Annotated in this window: 18 protein-coding genes; 9 read left to right on the top strand and 9 right to left on the bottom strand. The window is 73.3% G+C overall.

What is annotated here, in order from left to right; all coding sequences use genetic code 11:
* The first annotated feature begins 218 nt into the window (after positions 1-218).
* From ACN6LD_RS23995 to ACN6LD_RS23980, 4 genes are all read left to right on the top strand, one after another.
* Entirely contained in the window at positions 219-1673 is a 1455-nt protein-coding gene (locus tag ACN6LD_RS23995) for an MFS transporter (protein WP_445044220.1), read from the top strand.
* Positions 1670-3943, top strand: a complete 2274-nt coding sequence (locus tag ACN6LD_RS23990; RefSeq protein ID WP_445044218.1) for an FUSC family protein — start codon at positions 1670-1672, stop codon at positions 3941-3943. The genes ACN6LD_RS23995 and ACN6LD_RS23990 overlap by 4 nt, the downstream gene beginning before the upstream one ends.
* Before the next feature lie 332 nt (positions 3944-4275).
* Positions 4276-4848 (top strand): AMIN-like domain-containing (lipo)protein, encoded by a 573-nt coding sequence (locus ACN6LD_RS23985; protein WP_319188394.1) that lies wholly within the window; start codon positions 4276-4278, stop codon positions 4846-4848.
* A 266-nt stretch (positions 4849-5114) separates the two neighbouring features.
* Positions 5115-5891 carry a polysaccharide deacetylase family protein gene (locus tag ACN6LD_RS23980; protein ID WP_445044217.1) on the top strand — a complete coding sequence of 259 codons (777 nt, stop codon included), beginning with the start codon at positions 5115-5117 and terminating at the stop codon, positions 5889-5891.
* A gap of 119 nt (positions 5892-6010) precedes the next feature.
* Here ACN6LD_RS23980 and ACN6LD_RS23975 read toward each other — a convergent pair whose 3' ends face one another.
* The 5 genes from ACN6LD_RS23975 to ACN6LD_RS23955 form a co-directional block, all read right to left on the bottom strand.
* Positions 6011-7012 (bottom strand): YihY/virulence factor BrkB family protein, encoded by a 1002-nt coding sequence (locus ACN6LD_RS23975; protein ID WP_445044239.1) that lies wholly within the window; start codon positions 7010-7012, stop codon positions 6011-6013.
* Positions 7013-7576: 564 nt separating this feature from the next.
* A complete protein-coding gene (locus tag ACN6LD_RS23970; RefSeq protein ID WP_319188389.1) occupies positions 7577-8053 on the bottom strand; it encodes a hypothetical protein in 477 nt (158 codons plus the stop codon).
* Positions 8054-8218: 165 nt separating this feature from the next.
* Complete coding sequence (locus ACN6LD_RS23965) at positions 8219-9769, bottom strand: MFS transporter (protein WP_415924836.1); 1551 nt, start codon at positions 9767-9769, stop codon at positions 8219-8221.
* A 287-nt stretch (positions 9770-10056) separates the two neighbouring features.
* Positions 10057-11028 (bottom strand): helix-turn-helix domain-containing protein, encoded by a 972-nt coding sequence (locus ACN6LD_RS23960; RefSeq protein WP_445044216.1) that lies wholly within the window; start codon positions 11026-11028, stop codon positions 10057-10059.
* A 49-nt stretch (positions 11029-11077) separates the two neighbouring features.
* Positions 11078-11725: a hypothetical protein gene (locus tag ACN6LD_RS23955; RefSeq protein WP_445044215.1), complete on the bottom strand. Its 648-nt coding sequence runs from the start codon at positions 11723-11725 to the stop codon at positions 11078-11080.
* A gap of 340 nt (positions 11726-12065) precedes the next feature.
* On the opposite strand from ACN6LD_RS23955, the gene ACN6LD_RS23950 reads away from it, so the two are divergent.
* Complete coding sequence (locus ACN6LD_RS23950) at positions 12066-13391, top strand: alpha/beta fold hydrolase (RefSeq protein WP_319196660.1); 1326 nt, start codon at positions 12066-12068, stop codon at positions 13389-13391.
* 116 nt (positions 13392-13507) lie between these two features.
* On the top strand, positions 13508-14032 hold the full coding sequence (locus ACN6LD_RS23945; RefSeq protein ID WP_319196658.1) for a molybdenum cofactor biosysynthesis protein: 525 nt from the start codon (positions 13508-13510) through the stop codon (positions 14030-14032).
* Between the two features lie 132 nt (positions 14033-14164).
* Here the strand turns inward: ACN6LD_RS23945 and ACN6LD_RS23940 are convergent, their stop codons facing one another.
* From ACN6LD_RS23940 to ACN6LD_RS23930, 3 genes are all read right to left on the bottom strand, one after another.
* Positions 14165-14926: a chitosanase gene (locus ACN6LD_RS23940; RefSeq protein ID WP_445044238.1), complete on the bottom strand. Its 762-nt coding sequence runs from the start codon at positions 14924-14926 to the stop codon at positions 14165-14167.
* A gap of 239 nt (positions 14927-15165) precedes the next feature.
* The gene (locus ACN6LD_RS23935) at positions 15166-15501 is read right to left on the bottom strand and encodes a hypothetical protein (protein WP_319196657.1); all 336 of its coding nucleotides are present in this window, start codon (positions 15499-15501) and stop codon (positions 15166-15168) included.
* Between the two features lie 135 nt (positions 15502-15636).
* Positions 15637-15909: a hypothetical protein gene (locus tag ACN6LD_RS23930; RefSeq protein ID WP_319196655.1), complete on the bottom strand. Its 273-nt coding sequence runs from the start codon at positions 15907-15909 to the stop codon at positions 15637-15639.
* A 196-nt stretch (positions 15910-16105) separates the two neighbouring features.
* Here ACN6LD_RS23930 and ACN6LD_RS23925 point away from each other — a divergent pair, with 196 nt between their 5' ends.
* The 3 genes from ACN6LD_RS23925 to ACN6LD_RS23915 all read left to right on the top strand — a co-directional run bounded on the left by ACN6LD_RS23925 (position 16106) and on the right by ACN6LD_RS23915 (position 18705).
* On the top strand, positions 16106-16810 hold the full coding sequence (locus ACN6LD_RS23925; RefSeq protein ID WP_445044214.1) for a hypothetical protein: 705 nt from the start codon (positions 16106-16108) through the stop codon (positions 16808-16810).
* Between the two features lie 220 nt (positions 16811-17030).
* The gene (locus ACN6LD_RS23920) at positions 17031-17849 is read left to right on the top strand and encodes a peptidoglycan-binding protein (protein WP_445044213.1); all 819 of its coding nucleotides are present in this window, start codon (positions 17031-17033) and stop codon (positions 17847-17849) included.
* Positions 17842-18705: a helix-turn-helix domain-containing protein gene (locus ACN6LD_RS23915; protein WP_319196648.1), complete on the top strand. Its 864-nt coding sequence runs from the start codon at positions 17842-17844 to the stop codon at positions 18703-18705. The genes ACN6LD_RS23920 and ACN6LD_RS23915 overlap by 8 nt, the downstream gene beginning before the upstream one ends.
* A 190-nt stretch (positions 18706-18895) precedes the next feature.
* On the opposite strand, the gene ACN6LD_RS23910 is transcribed toward ACN6LD_RS23915, so the two are convergent.
* The gene (locus ACN6LD_RS23910; RefSeq protein ID WP_445044212.1) at positions 18896-21166 is read right to left on the bottom strand and encodes a M4 family metallopeptidase; all 2271 of its coding nucleotides are present in this window, start codon (positions 21164-21166) and stop codon (positions 18896-18898) included.
* Between the last annotated feature and the right edge of the window lie 423 nt (positions 21167-21589).

The raw sequence follows: 21589 nt of genomic DNA, 5'->3' as shown, positions 1-21589 counted from the left end.
ATCGCCGGCCGGCAGCGACGGCAGGCGTACGGGGCTGCGCCCAGGGCCGGCCCGCCCGCGTCCGGCTCCGAAACGGGTCCGGGCAGCCGGTCGACCGGGCCGGATGCGCACCGGGCCGGGCTGCGGTAGGCGCGGGGTCGGCCGACAATGAGGGGGAAGGGCGCCTGCCCGGCCCGCCCGGCACGCCTCGGCGGCCTCGGCCCGAGAGGAACCTGGCTATGCGCGCTGAGTTCTCCCCGGCCGCGCGCACCGGCGCCTTCGTCGCGGTCTCGCTGGCGCTGTTCTGCATCCAGCTCGACTTCTTCGCGCTGAACCTCGCGGTCCCGGGGATCGCCGAGGAGTTCGGCGTCACCGCCTCGGCCGCCCAGTGGACCCTCTCCGCCTACATGCTCGCCGTCGGCTGCTGCTTCATCGTCGGCGGCCGGGTGGGCGACGTCTTCGGCCGCAGGGGCGCTCTGCTCGCCGGGACCGCGCTGTTCACCGCCGGGTCCGTCGGCTGCGCGCTCGCGCCGGATCTTTGGCCGCTGGTGGGGGCACGGATCGTGCAGGGCGTCGGCGCGGGCTTCGTCTTCCCGGTCGCTGTCTCCGTGATCACCAACGTGTTCCCGGAGACGACCCGCACGCGGGCGCTGGGGGCTGTCTTCGGGATCGCCAACGTGGGCACGGCCCTCGGCCCGTTCGTCGGAGGCGGCTTCACCGAAGGGCCCGGCTGGCGCTGGATCTTCTGGCTGCTCGTCCCGTTGAGCGCGCTCTCCCTGGTCGTGGCGTACGGGTGCGTGCCCGACTCCTTCGACCCCGGCGCTCCGCGTCAGCTCGACCTCGCCGGCGCGCTCGCCCTGGTGTGCGCCCTGGCGGCGCTCACTCTGGCCGTGGAGCGGGGCAGCGCCTGGGGCTGGGACCACGCCCGCACCCTGATCCTGCTGGGCGTCGCCGTGGCCGCGGGCGTGCTGTTCGCGCTGCGGGAGCGGACGGCCCGGCATCCGCTGGTCGACTCCCGGCGCTTCCGCAACGTTCCGTACGTCCTGGTGACGGGCATGGGCTCGGTCGGCAACATGGGGTACGCCGTCACCGTCTTCGTCTCCACGCTGTACCTGCAGCAGGTGCGGGGGCTGACGCCGCTCCAGGCCGGCGTGGTGTTCCTGGCGCCCGCGGTCCTCGTCGCCTGCAGCGGACCGCTCGGCGCGCGGCTGTCCGGGCGGCTGCCGCCGACGGTGGTGATGGCACTCGCCGGGGCCGCCGCCGGCACGGGCATGATCATGCTGAGCGTGGTGACCGCCTGGTGGCTGTACGTCGTGGTGTTCGCCTGGTGCGGCCTGGGGCTCGGGCTCGGCTGGACCTTCGCCGGCGTCGCCACCCAGCGGGTCGTGGCCCCCGAACGGGCCGGCGAGGCGTCGGGCGTCCTGCTCACGTTCCTGGTCACACTGGGCGGTGTCGCCCTCGCGGCGGCCGCGGCCGCGATCACCGCCATGACACCGCAGCGGACTCCCGAGTCCGCCTACGACGCGATCCTGCGTCTGGGCGGAGCGGCCGTCCTGGCCGCTTCGGCCGTCGTCACAGCTGTGCGCCGGCGGCCTGCGGTCCGGGACCGAGACCGGGGACGGGGCCGAGACCCGGACCGGGACCGCCTGCCGGCAGCGGACTCCCACACGACGCATGACCGGGGGCCGCGGTGACGGCCGACGGCGCAAGGGCCGAGATCCTGCGCCGCTCGGTGCGGGTGACCGCGGCCGCCGCCACCGGCTTCTACGTCTTCCTGTACGGGCTCGACGAGCCGGTGCCCGCGCTGTACTCCCTGTTCGCGCCCATCTCTCTCGGGCTGCTGTCCTCGATCCCGGGGTCCGGACGGCAGCGGGCCGCCGTGATGCTCAAGGCGCTGCCCGCGGGTCTGGCACTCGTGACGCTGGGCACCGTGCTGGCCGTGCACACCTGGACGGCCGTGATGGGCATGCTTTTCGTCGGCTTCGTCCTGGCCTTCGCCGCCGTCGCGGGGCCCCGTCCGGCCGGGGCGGCGCCGGGCCTGCAGCTCTTCTACATCCTGGCCTGCTTCCCGCCCTACGCGCCGCAGACCCTGGGACAGCGCCTGACCGGACTCGCGGTGGGCGTGGTGCTGCTCACGCTCTGCGAGAGGTTCCTGCTGCCGCGGCCCGCCGGCGAGCCGTACCGGTGGAGTCTCGCGAGGGCCGTGGCGATCGCGGGCGACACCCTCGCCGGCCGCGCCGGACCCTCGCCCGACGTCCTGCGTTCCGCCGGCGCCCGGCTGCGGCTCTCGCAGATTCCCCCCGCGGAACGCCCCGCGGGCGCGAGCCGTGCGGACCGCGGCCTGTCCCAGGCGGGCTCCGCAGCGCGCCGGCTGCTGGAACAGCTGGCTCATCTCACCGAGACCGGCCGACTGCGCGACCTGCTCCGCGACGGCGGTCCGGCGGACGAGGGCGCGGTGGGCCCACCGGACGACGCGGCGTGCGCGTGGCTGCTTCCCCGGCTCGTGACCCGGTGCGACGAAACGGCCGCGGAGCTGCACACGGGCCGGGTCGATCCAGGACCGGAACGCATGGACGCGGCGATCAGGGCCTTCCAGCGGCTGCGTGGACGGCACGGCCCGCAGCACTCCGGGACGCCCCCGTCCGCCTCCCCGCCGGCGTCGACAGCCCCGTCGGGGCCGGCCCCGACGCCGGCGGAGTCGATGTCACCGGCCTCGCGGTGGGCGCCGGTGCGGCGCCAGGCGGCACTGCTGGGCATGGCCGAATCGGTGCGGGTGCTGGAGATCGCCGTGCGGGTCGGCCTCGACGGGCGGCGCACCGGGCCGATCGAGCCGCGGGAGCTGTTCTGGTACACGGAGGCGGCCGCGTCCCGGCTGTGGCTGCGCCGGATCGTCGGCAACATGACCCTTCGCTCGGTGCAGTTCCACAACGCCGTCCGGATCGCCGCCGCCCTCGGCGCGGCCCGCCTGGTCGCCGGTTCGCTGGAGCTGACCCACGGGTTCTGGGTACTGCTGGCGGTGCTCACGCTGAGCCGGACCACCGCCGGTGAGACCTGGGCGGCCATCCGAAAGGCGGTTGCGGGCAACCTCGTGGGCGCCGTCGCCGCGGGCGCGCTGCTCATCGGCGTCGGGCCGCATACCGACGCCTACGCCGCGATCCTCGCGCCGGGCATGCTGCTCGCCTTCGCGCTCGGGCCCCTGCTGGGGATCGCCTGGGCGCAGGGTCTGTTCACCCTCGTGGTGGCCACCGCGTTCGCCCAGATCGCCCCGGCTTCCTGGCAGTTGGCCGAGGCCCGGATCGTGGACGTGGTGACCGGCAGCGCCATCGGTCTGCTGTGCGCGATGCTCGCCTGGCCGTCGGGCGCCCGGCGGGAGGTGCGCCGGACCATGGCCGGCCTGTTGCGCGAGTGCGGGCCGCTGATCGACGCAACCCTCGCGGTGCTGACGGCCGTGCCGCCGGGCTCCGCGCCCCTTCCGCCGACGCTGCCCGCCCTGCACCGGATGCGCCTGGCCGAGTCCGCCTACGCCCAGTTCCGCAGCGAACCCGGCGCCGGCGCCTCCGTCGGCGCCGACTGGCACAGCGTGCTCATCGCCACCCATCAGGTCCTGCTCGGCGCCCACTGGCTGCCCCGCTTCGACCTGCCCGCCGACCCGCTGCCGCCGGCCGCCGCGGCACGGGCGCGGGCCGATGCCCGGGCGGCGGTGACCGCCATCGGCCGACTGGCCGCCCTGTGTGCCGGGGAACCGCCGCCGAGGGCCTGCGGGCAGCCGCAGACGGACGGACCGCACGCGCCGCGGGACAGAGCCGAGCCCGCACCCGGTCCACGGCCCGCGCCGCCGTTGCCGGCACTGGTGGACTTCGAGGTCTGGCTGATCAGCCTCACGGCCCAACTCGCCCATGCCGAACGAGGCCTGTCCGCCCTGCCCCGCCGCCGCACCGTCGGGGGTCGGCGAAGCCACCGCTGACGCACGCACCGCCACGGCCGCGTCCGTGCCGCCGCCTCCACCCCGCCGGCAGGGGCACGGGGAGCCACCGGACGCGGAGGGACCGGGAGGCGGAGGGACCGGGAGGCGGAGGGCCCGTACGCGGAGGGACCCGCACGGGGAGAGACCGGCACGAGGAGGAACCGGCATGAGGAGGCCGCCGCACGGGCCGCACGAGCCGCACACACCCCAGGCGCACCACCGGCGCACCGCATCCTCGGACGCACCCCACATAAGGCACGAGACAGCGCAACCTTCCGGTCATTCAGGTTGTCTCAGTTGATATCCGACACGCGACTCCTTCGGGGGAGATCATGGTGCGAAACAGAACCGTCCTGGCCACCGCGGCCCTCATGACCGCCACCCTGGCCGTTGCCGTGGCTCCGGCCGAAGCCGCCCCGGCGACCGCCGCCCGGGCCGCCGCCGCCTGCCCCACCGGCTGGGGCAGCCTGGCCGAAACCTACGTCACCAGCACGGCGACCCCTGTGACCGACGTCCGGACCGGCCGCCACGACTGCTACGACCGGTTCGTCGTCGACGTGCCCGGTGCCGGCGCCTCCCGACTCGGCTTCTCCGTCGCGTACGTCGACCAGCTCTATCAGGACGGGTCGGGCCGGCCCATCCCCGTCGGCGGCGGCGCGATCCTGGAGGTGCGGGTCCACGCCCCGGCCTACAACCCGGAGACCGGAACGCCCACCTACCCGGGGCGGCCCGCTCAGCCCCTGCCGGGCGTGAACCTCGCCGGATACAGCACCTTCCGGGACACCCGGTACGGCGGAAGCTTCGAAGGCGTGACGCAGTTCGGGCTCGGCGTGCGCGCCCGTCTGCCCTTCCGGGTGCAGCGCCTGACCGACCACCTCGTGGTGGACGTCGCCCACACCTGGTGACACCGACCACTGCGGGGCGTCGGGCGTCGGCCCGTTCCGGAGCCGGCTCCCGGCGCCTCATCGGTGCGCCCTCACGCCGACCGCCGTCCCCGCACCGGGTGGCCATCGGCTCGCCCGGGCCGTACTTCCGTCGCCCACGCGGACGTTCGTGCGTCGCCGAACGCCCGCAGAACTGTCCGTGATCCGTAACAGCGGGATCCCCCGGCCGCTTTTCTCCGTCCTGTCATCTGCAGGGGCTCCACCGGGACGACAAGGACAGGGCAGACATGGCGCGGCATGGCGGGCGGGGTTGGTACGGCCGGGTAATCGCGGCGGCGGTCGGGGTCACGGCGATGGCCGCCGTCACCTCGGTGTGGACCGCGCAGGCCGACGGCAGCGGGGCTGAGTCGGGGGCGGAGGCGTCCGCGCGTCCCTCCCCGGCGGCGTCCGCTCCGGCGCGGGTCGCCGTGGACATCGCCCACGCCTCCGACCGCGGGCCCCGGGGCGTCAACATCACCATCGACGACGGCCCTGACCCCGTCTGGACGCCCCAAGTCCTCGACGTGCTGCGGGAGAACGGGGTGAAGGCGACCTTCTGCATGGTGGGCACCCAGGCCCAGGCGCACCCGGACCTGGTGAAGGCCGTGGTGGCGGCGGGCCACCGGCTGTGCGACCACACCGTCTCGCACGACACCTCCATGGACACCAAGCCGCAGGCCTACCAGTCACAGCAGATCCTGGACGCAGAGCGCATGATCACCGAGGCGTCCGGAGGCGTTCGCCCGCTGTACTACCGGGCGCCGGGCGGCGCGTTCACCCCCTACAGCCGGGATCTCGCCGCCTCCCGCGGGATGCGACCGCTGGGCTGGAACGTCGACACCAAGGACTTCGAGCGGCCCGGGGCCGCCGCCATCGTCGCCAACGTCAAGAGCGAGGTGGGCAACGGTCCGACCATCCTCTTCCACGACGCAGGCGGCGACCGCTCCCAGACCGTGACCGCGCTGCGCGAGGTCCTGCCCTGGCTGAAGCAGCAGGGGTACTCCTTCGGCTTCCCGGTGCGCTGAACCGTCCGGCCGCCCGCGCCTCGGGCCGCCGCGGCCGGGCGGCCGGGGCCGGGCGGCCGGGGCCGGGCGGCCGGGGCCGAGTGCCCGGCGAACGGCGCACGCCCCGCGTCTGCTTGGCGTCACTCCGCCCGGCGCTTGTCCTCCTCGCTCCACGCGCGAGTGTCCCGCGGCTCGACGTAGGGTTCCTCGCCCTTGGCCAGACCGCCCGCGACGGCACGCTGACGGGCCAGTTCGGCGTCGAACTCCAGACCCAGCAGGATCGCGATGTTGCTGATCCACAGCCACACCAGGAAGACGATCACGCCGGCGAGCGTGCCGTACGTCTTGTTGTACGAGGCGAAGTTGGCCACGTAGAACGCGAAGCCGGCGGAGGCGATCAGCCACAGCAGCAGCGCCAGCACACTGCCCGGCGTGATCCACTTGAGGCCCCGCCCCCGCACGTTGGGCGTCGCCCAGTAGAGCAGGGCGATCATGACGGTGACGAGCACGATCAGCACCGGCCACTTCGCGATGGACCAGACGGTCAGCGCTGTGTCCCCGATGCCCAGCGCGGCGCCGGCCTGGCGGGCCAGTCCGCCGGTGAACACCACGATCAGCGCGCTGACCACGGCGAGCACCAGCAGCACCACCGTGACGCCGACGCGCACCGGCAGCACCTTCCACACCGGACGCCCCTCGGGCATGTCGTACACGGCGTTGGCGCTGCGGATGAAGGCCGCGGTGTAGCCGGAGGCCGACCAGATCGCGAGGACGAGGCCGACCAGCGCCATGACCGAGCCGACGCCGCCCCGGCCCTGCAACTCCGCGACCGCGTCGCTGATGATGTCCCGGGCCGAACCCGGCGCCACCTTGCGCAGGTTGTCCAGGACCTCGTCGGTCGCCGACTTGCCGGCCAGCCCCAGGAGCGACACCAGCACCAGGAGGGCGGGGAACATCGACAGAACGCCGTAGTACGTCAGTGCGGCGGCCCGGTCCGTGAGCTCGTCGTCCTGGAACTCGCGCACGGTGCCTTTCAGCACCGCCCACCAGGACCGCTTCGACAACTCACCCGGCTCCCCCGGCTCCTGCCGCTCCACCTGCTCGTCCGGCCCCGCCGTGTCCCGACCGGCCACCGACGCCATGGCGTGGTCGTGGTCGGAGTTCGATGTCGCTGCCATGACAATGGGGGTAACCGCGTCCGGCGGTTTCATGCGCCGAGAGGCGCGCTCGTCGCCCGGTCCGGTCCGGCTACGGACTCGACTGATCCGTTCGGTTTCCGCCACGCCTCCACGGTCCCGGCGGCGGGTGCGGAGCACGGTCGGCCGAAGGTCGGGGGCGCCGCGTCGAAGGCGGACGGCTCGGCCGGGCAGGCAGCACTTGGGACGGCGGTCGACGACTTGCCGAAGACGGTGCCGCCGTGGCCGGTCCGGCCCCGGCTCGGTGGGCGGGCCTGCGCGCTGCGGGAGAGCCTGCGCGATGTGGGGCAGCCTGCGTGACGCGGGGCAGCCTGCGTGAGCGGGCGGCCTGCGCGACGCGGTGGGGGTCGGGTGCGACCGCGCCGTCGTCCAGGCCGGTGCGGACGAGGCGCGGTGGCCGCACAGCCCGGGGGGCTGGAGCGATGAGACGGCTCACGGCCCCGGCCCCCGGCGCGCGGGCGCCGGGGGCCGGCCTGGCACGGCCCTGGTCGCAGCCATGGCTGCGGCAGGTCAGATCCGGCCGCCGGTGAGCCGGGTGAGCGGGCCGTGCGCGTGGCGGGCCGAACGGCGCCCGACGGCGTAGGAGGCGGCGGTCAGCGCCGACAGCCCCGCGCCCACGCCCGCCGCGATCAGCTTGCGGTGCGCGACGACCGTCCAGGCCGTCTTCGCGGTCGCGGCCACCTGACCCGAGGTCGTGACGATCGCCTGTCGGCTCGCCTCGACGCCCCGTGCGGCGCTGTGCGCCGCGCTCTGCACCGCGCCGGTCGTCACCTCGGCCGTGCGCTGGACACCGGTCTTCGCGGCCGCGGCGGCGTCGTCGGTCTTCGTCGCGGCGTCACGCGCGGCGCGTGCGGCGGGAGCCGTCGCCTTGGCGGTGGTGTGGCGGGCCTTGGCCGCGGTCGCCCGCCGTGCCGCGGACCCGTCGCCCGCGTCCGCCTTCGTAGAGGGGTTCGTATGGGTGCTCGTCTTCTTGTTGGGTTCACTCATGGACACCGCGTTGCCCCTCACTCCGACGGCAAACCCGTCCGCTCACGCCGGGTGAGGGCCGCGCTCGCTCAGGTCGGCGTTCCATGGCGCTCCGTGACGGCCGGATCGTCCTGGTGGGCGCCTCCCACTCCGTCCGGACGTCCGCCGCGGCCTCGGCGTGAACCCTCAGACTCCGCCCGGGACCGTGCCGCCCTTGAGGCGTTCCAGGTCCGACGGACGGACCTGGATGACCAGCACCGCGATCAGAGCGGCGAGGACCGTGAAGATCGCCGCCATGACGAAGGCCGCCGAGACGCCCGCGGTGAGCACCTCGTCCCCCCAGGGGTCGGGGAGCACTCCGGTCTGCCGGAAACGCAGGCGTTCGGCGGGGGTCGCCTGCGCGAGGAAGTCGGAGACCTGCTGGTCGGCCTCGTTCCGGCTGGCTGTGCCGTACATGGTGACCAGGATGGACAGGCCGAGCGACCCGCCCACCTGCTGGGTGGCGTTGAGCAGGCCTGAGGCCGCCCCGGTCTCCTGCGGGGGGACGTTGGAGAGCGCCATGAGGGTCAGGGAGACGAACTCCATGCCCATGCCGAGGCTGAAGACGAGCATCGGGCCGAGGACGCTGCCCGCGTACGTGGAGTGCACGTCCGTCAGGGTCAGCCAGGACAGGCCTGCGGCGGCGAGGACCGCGCCCACCACCATGAACGGCTTGGGGCCGTATTTCGGCAGGAACCGTGAGGCCAGTCCGGCGCCGACCGCGATGACCGCGCTCACCGGCAGGAAGGCGAAACCGGCCGCGAGCGGGCTGAAGCCGAGCACGTTCTGCACGAAGAGCGTGAGGAAGAAGAACATGCCGAAGATCGCGGCGGCGAGGCACAGCATGATGCCGTACGTGCCCGCCCGGTTGCGGTCGGCGAACATGTGCAGCGGCGTGATGGGCTGCCGGGAGCGCCGCTCGATGAGGACGAACGCGGCGAGGACGACGACGGCCGCGGCGAACGAGATCAGCGTGACGGTGTCCCGCCACCCTTCCTGGGCCGCCCTGATGAACCCGTACACCAGCAGGACCATGCCCACGGTGGACGTCAGCGCCCCGGCGATGTCGAAGCGGCCGGGATGGCGCTCGGACTCCTTGATGTAGCGGGGCGTGGCCAGTGCGATGAGCAGCCCGATGGGGACGTTGACGAAGAGCACCCACCGCCAGTTCAGCCACTCGACGAGCATGCCGCCGGCGAGCAGTCCGATCGCGCCGCCGCCCGCCGAGACCGCGGCGAAGACGCCGAACGCCCGGTTGCGCTCCGGGCCTTCACGGAACGTCGTGCTGACGAGGCTGAGCGCGGTCGGGGACGCGATGGCCCCGCCGACGCCCTGCAGGGCGCGCGCGGCGAGGAGTTGGGGTTCGTTCTGGGCGAGACCGCCCAGCAGCGAGGCGAGCACGAAGAGCAGCACGCCGAAGACGAACACGCGCCGCCGGCCGAGGATGTCGCCGGTGCGCCCGCCGAGCAGCAGCAGTCCGCCGAAGGTGAGCGTGTAGGCGTTGACCACCCAGGCCAGGCTCGTCGTGGAGAAGTCCAGGGAGCGCTGGATGTCCGGCAGGGCGATGTTCACGATGGTGATGTCGAGGACCACCATCAGCTGACACGAGGCGATGACCAGCAGCGCCATGGCATTGCCGCCACCGTCCTTGCGGGCGGCGGTCCGGGCTGCTGAGGTCGGTTGGGGAACGCTGCTCATGACGCCTCGTCCGCTCGGGAAGCGGGCCCTGAGGAAGAGGTCGGTGGACGGATGCGTCCACCGCCGGGTCCACCGTTCGACCGTACGCCGGTGGCAGGGCCCTCACCACTCGGGCCGTGCCAGGACTCCCCTGTGACCCTGGCACGGCTTCCGCAGGTCGCGGACGGTGCCGCGGGTGACCATGATGCAGGAGGAACGCCCGGTGTGTCGTTGGCGGAGCGTCCACATCCGCTTGGCACTGCGTCCACGGCTGACGGTTTGCGGACCCGGCCCCGCGGCCCGGAGGGTCAGGTCTCGGTGAACGCCTGTTCGCGCAGTTCGCTGGGCGGGACGCCGTAGGCGCCGCGGAACGCCCGGGTGAACTCGGCGGCGCGGAGGAAGCCCCAGCGGGCTGCGACGGCGTGGATGGGCAGGGAGCGCAGCCGGGGGTCGGCGAGGTCGCGGCGGGCGTGTTCGAGGCGCTGGTCGCGGATGTAGGAGGCGACGGTGAGGCCTTCGGCCTTGAAGAGGCGGTACAGGTAGCTGCGGGAGATGTGGTGCGCCGCGGCGATGCCCTCGGGGGTCAGGTCCGGGTCGCCGAGGCGTCGGCTGATGAACGTCTTGATCTGGAGGGCGAGGGTGCGGCCGTGGCTTTCCGGCGTCAGCCTGAGGTCCGCGTCCGCGGCGTGCGCGAAGACCGCCGTGACCAGGTCGGCGGCGACCGTGCCCAACCGGGGCGCGTCCGAGGGCTGATAGGCGGAAGTGTCCGACACCAGGTGCAGGAGGAACTGCGCGAGCAGTGCGCCGATGCCTTCGCGGCCCGATACGTGGCGTCCGATGACCTGGTCGGCGCGATGCGCCGGCAAGGCCACCAGCGACTGCGGGATCTCGACGCCGACCATGGTGACCGGCTCGGGGCCGGTGTGGATGTCGTAGCTGCGGGAGGAGGAGTTGGTGTGGAACTCGTTGACGCGGTAGGCCGCCTGCTGCCGCCCCCAGTCGGCGGCGCCCTCGCCTTTCAGCAGGAGGGAGAGGTGATAGACCTCGGGATCCGACTGGCGGACGAGTTTCGGGGTGCGGCGGAAGACCAGGTGGTCGAAGGTTGCCGGCCAGACGGTCACGTCGCCCAGCGGGATGACGCGTTGGCGGCCCCGGTAGTCCGCCGTGCGGTCGCTGGTGAGCTGCATGGGCGCGTGGGTGCGGCCCATGCGCTCCGTCCACGCCTCGAACCGGGCGTCCACCGGCAGGTCCGTGGTGCGGAAGACCGACTCGTGCAACACGGGCGTAGTCAACCACACCGCCCATACGGGCCGTTCGGCGGCGCTGGGGTCACTTCAGGTGGGCCGTGTCCACGGTGACGGAGTCGTTGTCGTGGGCGGTGACGGAGATGTAGCCGGGGTCTCCGTTGCGGTCGAGGTAGCACATCACGTAGGCGACGCCGACCGGGGTCCGGCGCACGGGGTGCTCGGTGACGGCCTTGCGGCATCCCTTTGCCGTGGGCGGCTCGGACGATCCCCACTCGGCCAGTTTGCCGGCGGTGGACAGCAGGTATCCGCCCTGCGCGTAGACGGCGTCCGTGCCGGCGTCGGCGACCGCGGGCGGGGAGTGCGTGAAGTCGTATCCCGTGGGCGCCGTCTGGCCGTCCGCGGCCTTCATGACGAAGCCGCGGACCACCGCGGTCGACGGCGAGGGCGTCGAGTCGGGCAGGGCGGCCGAGACCGCCGCGCCGCCTCCGCCGACGACCGCCACGGCTGTGAGGCCGGCGATCACGGGATGGGCGAAGGCCAGGCTGAGCAGGGGCCCGACGACCGGGACGGAGAATTTCATCTGGGTGTTCTTCTGCGTGATCCGGGCGTTGTCGCCGGCGGTCACCGTCTGCGTCGGGGAGTGGTGGGTGCCCGGCGGGGGCGGGACGTCGGTGTCGTCCTGCGGGGCGGGGACGGTGGGTCGCGCGCCGCGCATACGGTCGGTGTTCATGGCTCGGGACGCTAGCGACGCGGCGTCCCGCGATCTTGTTTTGTCAGAGATTGTCGCCAACAGGCCACTTGTGAACGCCCTGAAGGATGAGCCTGACCGGCGCGACGAAGAGTTCGGACATGCTACCGCGCAGTCATATTACTGAACCGTAACCTACCTACCGCTACCCGAGGTAACCAGGCCCTCGCTACGGTCCTGACAGTTCGTCTAAGAGCGGAACGGGGCAGCGGAGGCGACCGCGGCTCCGGGCCGCTCGGTCGTCACGGCCCGCACCCCACCGGGCCGTCCTCCGTCCGAGCCGCAGACGAAGGCTCGGCCTCCCTCTTCCCGGAGGTCCGCCATGCCCGCCCCCACCCGCCTGCTGGCCGCGGCCGTCACCGCTGCCGCCTGCCTCGGCGTCACCGCAGCACCGGCCGACGCCGCTTCCGACTCCGAGGCCGTGGTCTCCCGCGGCGTCACGATCCCCGCCTTCTACACCCCGCCCGCCGCGCTTCCCGCGGCCGACGGCGCACTGATCCGCTCCGAACCGCTCCCCCTGGCGCTGAGCCTGCCGGGGATCGACGGACCGCTGCCGGGCACCGCGACCCGGCTCATGTACAAGTCCACCGACTCCGCCGGCCGGCCCACTGCGGTCACCGGCGCCTACATCGAGCCGTCCGCCCGCTGGAAAGGCGAGGGGCCACGACCGCTGGTCGCGGTGGCCCCCGGCACCATGGGCCAGGGCGACCAGTGCGCGGCGTCGCTCGGTCTCGAACGCCCGCTCCTGGTCAACGGGCAGACGCTGTCCGTCGGTTACGAGAACCTGGCGATCTACCGCCTCCTCGCCCGCGGCATCGCCGTCGTCGTCACCGACTACACCGGCCTCGGCGCCACGGACCGGCTGCACACCTACGTCAACCGGGTCGACGAGGCGCACGCCGTCCTCGACGCCGTCCGCGCCGCCCGCGCGCTCCCCGGCGCCTCGCCGGCGGCCGGCTCCCGGGTGGCGCTGTACGGCTACAGCCAGGGCGGCGGGGCCACGGCTGCCGCCGCCGAACTCCAGCCCTCCTACGCCCCGGACGTCACCCTCGCCGGGACCTACAGCGGCGCGCCCCCCGCCGATCTCGTCGCCGTCACCAAGGCCATCGACGGCAGTGACCTGGCCGGCGCGCTTGGCTGGTCGGTCAACGGCTTCCTGCAGTCCGACCCCGAGCTCGAGCCGATCGCCCGGGCGCACCTGAACGACGCGGGCCGGGCCGCACTGAAGGACCTGTCGACGATGTGCGTCGGCGACGCCCTCCTCGCCTACAACTCGGCGCGCACCAACGCCTGGACCACTGACGGGCGTTCCCTCAGCGCCGTCGTCGAGTCGGAGCCGAGGCTCAGGGCGTTCCTGGCCGACCAGCGCATCGGCGCCCGCGCACCGGCGTCCCCGGTGCGGGTGGCGACCGGCACCGCCGACGATCTGGTGCCGCACGCGCAGGCACGCGCCCTCGCCGTCGCCTGGTGCGCCAAGGGCGCCTCCGTCACCTACAAGCCGGTGGTCCTGCCCGGTCTCGGCCGCGCGCTGATCAATCACTTCACGCCGTTGCTCGTCGACCAGGGCGAGGCGATCTCCTGGCTGACGGACCGGCTCGACGGCAAGCCCGCCAGGTCCGACTGCGCCACGCTCCCACTGCTCCCCTGACCCCGCGCTCGGCACGGCTGCGGCCGGTGCGCACCCTCACGCACGCACCGGCCGTCGCCGTCCCCACCGCGTCCGACCGCCGCGGCCCTCGGCGGCGCCGGGCCTAGGCTGGGCCCATGACGGAGGTCGAGGTGGTGCAGGTCGAGGTGGTGGAACTGCTGGTGTCCGGGTCGCACCGGCTGGCGGGGCGACCGGCCGACGGGCCTTCGAAGGGCCCGGTCGACGAGCGGGTGCCCCAGGTCGAGGTGCGCCGCGGCCTCGGCCTGGTCGGTGACCGCTACTTCGGCCGCCAGGCCCACAGGGACGCGTCGGTGACCGTCATGTCCGACGAGAACCTCCCCCGGCACATCGCCCCGGCCGTCGGTCTGCTGCACACCCGCCGCAACATCCTGCTGCGGGGCGTGGACGTCGACTCGTGCGTCGGTTCCACGATCGTGCTGGACGGGACGACCGGACCCCTCGCCTTCGCCGTGAACCGGCCGGCGCGGCCCTGCGCGTGGATGGACGTCACCGTCGGCCCCGGCGCCCAGCGTGCGCTGCGCGGCAAGGGCGGCGTGCGCTGCACCCCGCTCACCGACGGGGTCCTGGCCCTGGGCCGCACGGGGTTCCGCGTGGTGGACGTGTGGCCGGTGCCCGACTGAGGACCGTCCGGGCGGCGACCGGCGGACCACCCGCCGGCGCACCCTGCGTCACGGCCGGGGACCGGCCGGCGTCCCGGCCGTGACGCGGCGCCCCGTCGGCGTCACCGACGGGTCGCGGTGACCCGGTCCGGGTCAGCCGAGGTGGTAACTGTCGCCGTACACCTTCCAGTCCAGGGGCGGCTCGAGGTCGAGGTTGCCCTTGCGGAGGAAGACGCGCTGGGCGGTGTCGACGCGGCTGGTGTCGCTGTGCGCCTCCTCCTGTTTCATCGCCCAGACACGGGCGTCGAGGAAGGCGTTGAGGTACGCCGTCTCGTCGCCGCCCTGGGCCGGCGGCTTCGCCTTGCTCAGCGCACGCTTGCGGATGTTGCGGAAGCCGGTCGGATCGCCGCCGTCGCCGTGCATGACGATGGCGTCGTAGTAGGCGAACTGGCCGAGGGCGCGCAGACCGTCCGTCTTGCCCTGGCGGACGGCCGGGTCGAAGTAGACCCGGTCGCGTTCGTCGTTCTGGGCCTGTTGGAACGCGGCGTCCTGTGCGGCCTTGCGCCAGTCCTTCGGGTAGTTCGGGTCGAGCCCCGCGTGCGAGTCGGTGCCGTCCACGGCGCGCAGGGCCGGCAGGTACTTCGCGAGGACGTTGCCGGGCCTGCGGTCGGCGTAGAGCTCCACGAGGTCGAGCATGTCGCCGGTGCCGGAGCAGAACCCGATGATGCCGGCGGTGTAGCCGCGGCCGTCGCCGATGTCCTCGATGTACCTGTACTGGGCCTTCCAGTCGAGCGAGGAGTTCTCCGCGCTCGACACCAGCTTCATGGCGATCTCCTTCTTCGCCGGGTCGTCGAGGCCCCGGGCCGCGGGGGCCGCCGCCGCGCCTCGGGCGTCGAGGAGGGGGGCGACCGCCATCGCTCCGGCGAGCGCGAGGAAGAAGCGGCGGGAGGTGGGGGCGAGGCCGTCGAGAGGCCGCGATGGGTGCACCACAGTGGCTCCAGGTGAGGAGTGGGGGTGGGGTGACTCGGCCGTGCAACTGACAGGAAAGTTTCCTATCAAGCACAGGTCACAGAAGTAACCCCATCGAAGCCATGTTCGTACGATCGAACAAAGAACCCGTCAGCCGACTGCGGACGGAACCCCCGGAGCCTGCCTCAGAACCACCACTGGATGAAGAGGGAGCTCAGGAAGCCCGTGAGGCCGATATGGAACAGGACCATCCAGATCCACTGCGACACGCGCATCCGCCAGGCGGTGGACTTGAGGATCTCCCACTCGCTGACGGCATAGGCGGCCAGACCGAGCGCCAGCACCTCCCAGACCACGAGCCACCAGCCCGACGGGGTCTCCCCGGTCGTCGCCGCCATCGCGGTCGGGACACGGGCGACGCGCCCCAGGACGATGAGGGCGATGAAGAGCTTGTGCCAACCATGACGGACCGCCGGCGGTGCGGCGGTGACGTGAGGGGCGGAAGTGGAACCTGTGGACATTCGCACATTTGATCACCCTCCCGCGACGGAAGCCATCGTTCCTCTTGTCCGGGCCGCGAGGACGACGAGGACCGACCGCCCGGATCCCGTCGGCGCGGCGAGGGATCGACCGCCGGGACCCCGTCGGCGCTCCGCTCAGTCGACGGCCGGGGCGTCGCCCCGCCAGTCGAAACGGCGGCCGTCGGCGGCGCGTCGCCCGTACAGGGCACGGCCGCCGGGCCCGTAGCGCCCGATCTCCGTGGTGAGCGCCACCTCGCGCAGGTCATGGTCGGCCCGGTCCGTGACGTCCAGCAGCAGCCCGTCCAGAGGGCCGCCCACCAGCTGCGCGTAGGCGCGGCCCGGGCGGGGGCCCGCGTCGTCGTGGTCGGCGCCGTACACCCGGCCCCGCAAGAACTCAGCCTCGTCCATGACCGACAGCCTGGCATCCGCCACTGACAACGCCCCACCGCACGGGCGCGGCGCAACCGGGCGGCCGACCACGGCCCCGCCGCCCGACGCGCTTCGGCCAAGGCGCTGGCGGAAAAGCGGCGTACAGGCGCAATTGCCGACGAGACGGGTATGCAGCATCTACACAGAGCCGTGCGGGGGTGGGGGGCCGACCCTGATGGCACACAGGCGTGAGCGAGCCCGGGCCGGCGAGTCCTCGCGTGCCCGGCGCAGCCGGACGGTGCGCGAACTCCGTGCGCAGGGACGCTACGGACCTCGGCTGCGCGAGGTACTGCCCGTTCTCGCCGTCGTGGTCGCCGTCCCCTGCGCCTGCCTCACCGGACTCGCGCTGCTCTCCCGCGCTGTCGGCTGGGCGGCCTGCACACCGGTGCTCCTGCCGCTCGCGGCGGCGGCCGTCGTCGCACAACGCCGCTCCCGCCGGCCCGCCCGTCGGCGGAGCGGTTACTACACCGCTCAGGAACTGGCCGAGCTGGACATGCCGGCGCTGGTGCTGGCCGTGGCCCGGATGCTGCGCCGCGACGGCTGGCGGGTGCTGCCGCCGCCCCGCCATGACACGCCTCATCTCGCCGCCCGCGACGGCCGGGGGCGGCTGCTCGACGTGGCGTTCCGTCCCGTCGCCGAGCCGTTGCCCGACGAGGAGTCGGCCTGCGCCTGCCGCGCACGGCTGCGCCGGCGCGGTCCGTCCGGTCCCCCGCTGCGGCTCGTGGTGCACCGGGGGGCCTTCACCCACCGGGACGAGGTGTGGGCCTCACGCGAGGGACGCACCTGTCTCATCGACGGCCCCCGTCTGCTGTTATGGGCTCGCGGCACGCCGCTGGCCCACGTCGCGGGCGGCGTCGTCCCGCCGCCCAGGCGCCGGTGAGACAGCGCTCGCGCGGGCTCAACAGGGCGCGTTCCAGCGTCTGTCGGGACGCGGCGGGCAGATCTCGACGCCGACCCGCCCGGGACGACCCATACGTCCGCGACGTGAAGGAGTCGTGGATGTGAAAGGGGCAACCCGTGCGGAGGGTCCGCTCGTCTCTCCGTACGCTGGAGCCACTCCGGCAACCGCACAGGACGGCGTACGCGAAAAAGGGTGGGGTATGTCCCGATGGAAGGCGCTGCCCGAGGCGCTGGACCCGCAGGTCCGGCGACTCGTCGTGCAGTTACGCCAGGTGAAGGACCACAGCGGGCTGAGCCTGGCCGCGCTGGCGAGCAGGACGTCGTACAGCAGGTCGTCCTGGGAGCGCTATCTCAACGGGAAGGCGACCCCGCCCCTGCATGCCGTCGAGATGATGGCCCAGGTCTGCGGCGGCGACCTGATCGGCCTGACGGCGCTGTGGGAGGTGGCCGCATCCGCGCCCGCCGGGCCGCCCGCTCCGCAGACACAGACACAGCCCCAGTCGGCATCGGCATCGGCATCGGCATCGGCATCGGCATCGGCATCGGAGGAAACGGCCTTCGTGCCACGGCCGTTGCGTCCACGCGGTGGTCTGCGTGGACGCAGACCGATGGTGGCGGCCGTCGTCGTCGTGGCAGCGGGGGCCCTGTCCGCCGCCTGGTCCTGGACGTCGTCGGCTCAGCCGGAGTCACGGGAGACGAAGGCCGCGATCACGCACGTGCCGATCTCCTCGTACTCCGCCAAGACCTTCCCCTGTCACTTCACGGTGCTCGACGGCCGTCTCTACGCCGGCCACAGCACCACGCTCACCGACCAGTACGGCGTCGGCGCCACGGTCGAGGCGGTCGCCGAGGTGCAGTGCCTGGTCCGGCGGCACGGCTTCGACCCGAAGGGGATCGACGGGTCGTTCGGGCCCAACACCCGCGCGGCGGTACAGGGGTTCCAGCGGTCCCGCGGCCTCGACGCCGACGGGATCGTGGGTCCGATGACCTGGCGCGAGCTCAGGAAGCCGGGTGGGTGAGGGCGCCCGGCCACGTCCGGACGGCTCGTCACGCGCGGCCGCGCCCGAGGTCCGCCACCTCGTCGAACGGCTGCGGGAGGCCAAGGAGAGCACCGGGCTGAGCTTTGCCACGCTCGCGGCGAGGACGGCCTACAGCAAATCGTCCTGGGAGCGCTATCTCAACGGCAAGACCCTGCCGCCCCGGGACGCGGTGGAGGCGCTGGCGAAGCTGAGCGGCGCCGATCCGGCTCGGCTGCTGGCGCTGTGGCTGCTCGCCGACCGCGCCTGGAGCGGACGCGACGCACACGACGCGCGCGGTGCCGGCACCCCGGCCGCCGGGGCGGCGGACACCACGGGCACGGCGCAGGGGGAGGCGTCTCGCCGGCCCGGCGGGCCCTTCGAGCCGGCCCTGCGCAGAAGGGCCGCCGTGCTCGCCGCGGCGGTGGCCGCGCTGGCCGGCGCGCTGGGCGTGGGGGCGTGGACGGCCTGGACGTACGGCGTCGGGCACAGCAGCGAGGCGCAGGCGACCGGCACCGGGCCGTGCAGCGGCGAGGCGTGCACGAATCGGGACCCCGAACAGCAGGACACCGACTGCTGGACCGACGCGGGAACCCGGGCGCAGCGGGAAGTCGCCGGGCGTACGGTCGAGTTGCGCGTCAGTCCGGCCTGCCGGGCGGCCTGGGGCCGCATCGTGGGTCCGCGCGACGGAGACCGGATCGCGGTCGTCACCGCCGACGGGCGGCGTCAGTCGCGGCAGATCGCCGTGCCGGGCCACTACCAGTACACCCTGATGACCGGCATCGACCGGGCGTCCGAGGCGCGGGTCTGCTTCGAGCTCGTCGACGGCCCGTCGGGCTGCACCTCCTGGGGACACTGAGGAAGCGGACGGGGTTCTGCTCGGTCAGGTCCTCCGGCGGCTCCGCAGGACCGGGTCTCCTCCACGATCAGGTGTCGCCGGGGCCCGCGCCTTCGGGGTCAACGCCCATGCGTCCCCGACGACATGACCCGGACGCACCGCCGCCCGGGTCTCGGAAGACCCGGGCGGGGTGTGGGGCGGTCGGTCGGTGTCAGGGGGTGAGCTGCCAGCGCTGGACGTATCCGACGTCGATCGACGCACGGTCCTGGACGCGCAGCTTCCAGGTTCCGTTCAGGGGCTGGCCGGAGGCGTCGACGGTGAAGGTCTGGTCGACGTTGTCGGCGGAGCCGCCGCTGCGGTTGAGCAGAGAGTAGACGGTGCCGTCGGGGCCGACGAGGTCGACGGTCAGGTCACCGCGGTACGTGTGGACGATGTTGACGTAGACCGAGGTGGTGGCGGAGGCGTTGCCGTCGCGGCCCGTGATGGTGACCGGGGACTCCACGGCGGCGCCGTTGTCGGGGATGTCCACCCGGTTGGCGTTGGCGTAGATGTACGCGATCCGCCAGGTGAAGTCCTCCGAGACGGAGGCGCCGGTGCCGTCGGTGACCTTCACGGTCACGTCGCTGCTGCCCAGGGCGGTGGGCGTTCCGGTGACGAGGCCGCTGGGGCTGATGCTCAGGCCGTCGGGCAGGCCGGTCGCCTCGTAGGTGAGACCTGCACCGGAGTTGGTCGTGTAGGCGTCCACCTGGAGGCTGACCGCCTGGCCGACGCCGCTCGTCTGGTCGGCGATCGGGGCGACGTTGACGCCGAGGGCTATCCGGCTGCCGACGTTGATGGCGGCCCAGGAGTCGGCCACGGCGAGGTAGGCCGGGCTGTAGGCGCCGAACAGGTCGCTCGCGGCCTGGAGGGTGGCGGTACGGGCGCCGGCGTAGTTCGTCGACGAGGTCATGTACGTCGTCAGCGCCCGGTACCAGACGGCGGCGGCGTTGTCGATGCCGATGCCGGCCACCGGCCGCCCGTCGTAGGTGGGGCTGTCATAGGCGACGCCGTTGACGGTCTTCGCGCCGCTGCCCTCGGAGAGCAGGTAGAAGAAGTGGTTCGCGGGGCCCGAGGAGTAGTGGACGTCGACGCCGCCGAGGGCGGAGCTCCAGCTGTCGTGGGAGGAGCCGTCCTTGGAGGGTTTGTCCATGTACCGCAGCGGCGTGCCGTCGCCGTTGATGTCGATCTTCTCGCCGACGAAGTAGTCGCCGGGGTCGGCGGCGAGGCCGGCGTGGAACTCGACCGCCGCGGCGAAGATGTCGGAGGTCGCCTCGTTGAGACCGCCGGACTCGCCCGAGTAGGTGAGGTTGGCGGTGGCGGCGGTGACGCCGTGGCTCATCTCGTGGGCGGCCACGTCGAGGGCGGTCAGCGGGTGCGTGTTGCCCGACCCGTCGCCGTAGGTCATGCAGAAGCAGCTGTCCTGCCAGAAGGCGTTGACGTAGTTGCTGCCGTAGTGGGCGCGGCTGTAGGCGGCGACGCCGTCGTTGCGGATGCCGTTGCGGCCGAACACGTCCTTGTAGTAGTCCCAGGTCGCGGCGGCGCCGAAGGCCACGTCGACGCCTGCGGTCTGCCGGTTGGACGGCAGACCGTTGCCCCAGACATCGTTGTCGTCCGTGAAGAGCGTTCCGGTGCCGGACGTGCCCTGGTTCAGGTCGTACGTCTTGTGTCCCGCGCGTCCGCCGTCGACGAGCTGGTACGTCGATCCCGACAGCGTGGTGCCGAGCGGGACCGTGCCGCTGAACTGCCCGGTGCCGGTGCCGGTGTGGACCTTCTCGGCGGCGAGGATCTGCTTGCCCGTGGTGGCGTCGGTCACGACCTGGAGTTCGCTGGGGGTGCCGTCCTGCTGCACGCCTTCGACGACCGTCTCCCAGGCGAGGACGGGCTTCGCGGCGCCGGCCCACACGACCAGGCGTGGGGCGCCTTCCGTCCCGGCGCCCTTGACCTCGGCGCTCCTCGCGGCCGCCAGGGCCTTGCCGGCGGCTTGGGCGGCCGCGAGCTTCGGAGTGAGAGAGGGCAGCGTGAGCGTCGCTCCGCTCGCCCTGGTCACGGTGGTCCGGCCGCTCCCGAGGTGCACGACCAGGTCGCCCCCGAGGACGGGAAGTCCGGCGTAGGTGCGCTCGTAGCGGGTGTGGGTGGTGCCGTCGGCGTCTCGGACGACGTCCTTGACGAGGAGCTTCTCCTGGGCCCCGAGGGCGAGCCGTCGGGCCTCGGCGCCGGCCGCGGCCTGGGCGGTCTTGATCAGCGAGGCTCGGCGGGCCGGTGACAGGGGCGTCGCCGCGGCGCCCGCGCGGGGCGTCGCGGTGATGCCGGCCGCGCCGGGTCCTGCGGGCGCGGCGACGCCGGTGCCCGTCTGGACCCCGAAGGTCAGCAGGGTGGCGGCGGCGGAGAGGGCGAGGGCGGTGGCGCGTCTGCGCCCGAGGATGGGGAGGTGTCGCCGGGGCAACGGGTTCTCCTTCAGTGCGACTGTCGGCCGCTGACGGTGGCCGAGGTGGGGCGGACCGGCGGGAGGGGGCCGGTCCGGAGCGCTGCACGGTTGGGGGGTGGAAGGAGGTGGGGGGTGGGTGACAGGTGCTCCGCATGATGCGGACGTGAAGGAATGGTGAACTTCGGCAGCAGCGTGGCACTGAGTGCACAGTTTTGTCATGGGAATGCCAAGACAACGGCTTGAAATGACCATGAGCGGCTGGGGATTCAGCCTGCTCGGCGCACGTTTTCAGCCGTCGGTGCGGGCGACCCGCCCCCGAACGGATGAAAGCGGGCAGCGTGACGGCGTGTCGCGGCACGGCGGGCCGCACCCGCGAGTTCAGGTGTCGACACAGTCGGCGGCGGATGGGGTCGCAGGGGGTGGGCTCGCCCGGACGCATCC

This window comes from Streptomyces sp. SAS_272 (assembly GCF_052543235.1).
The sequence above is the reverse complement of the archived record's forward strand: the minus strand, read 5'-3'. Positions and strand labels throughout refer to the sequence as shown.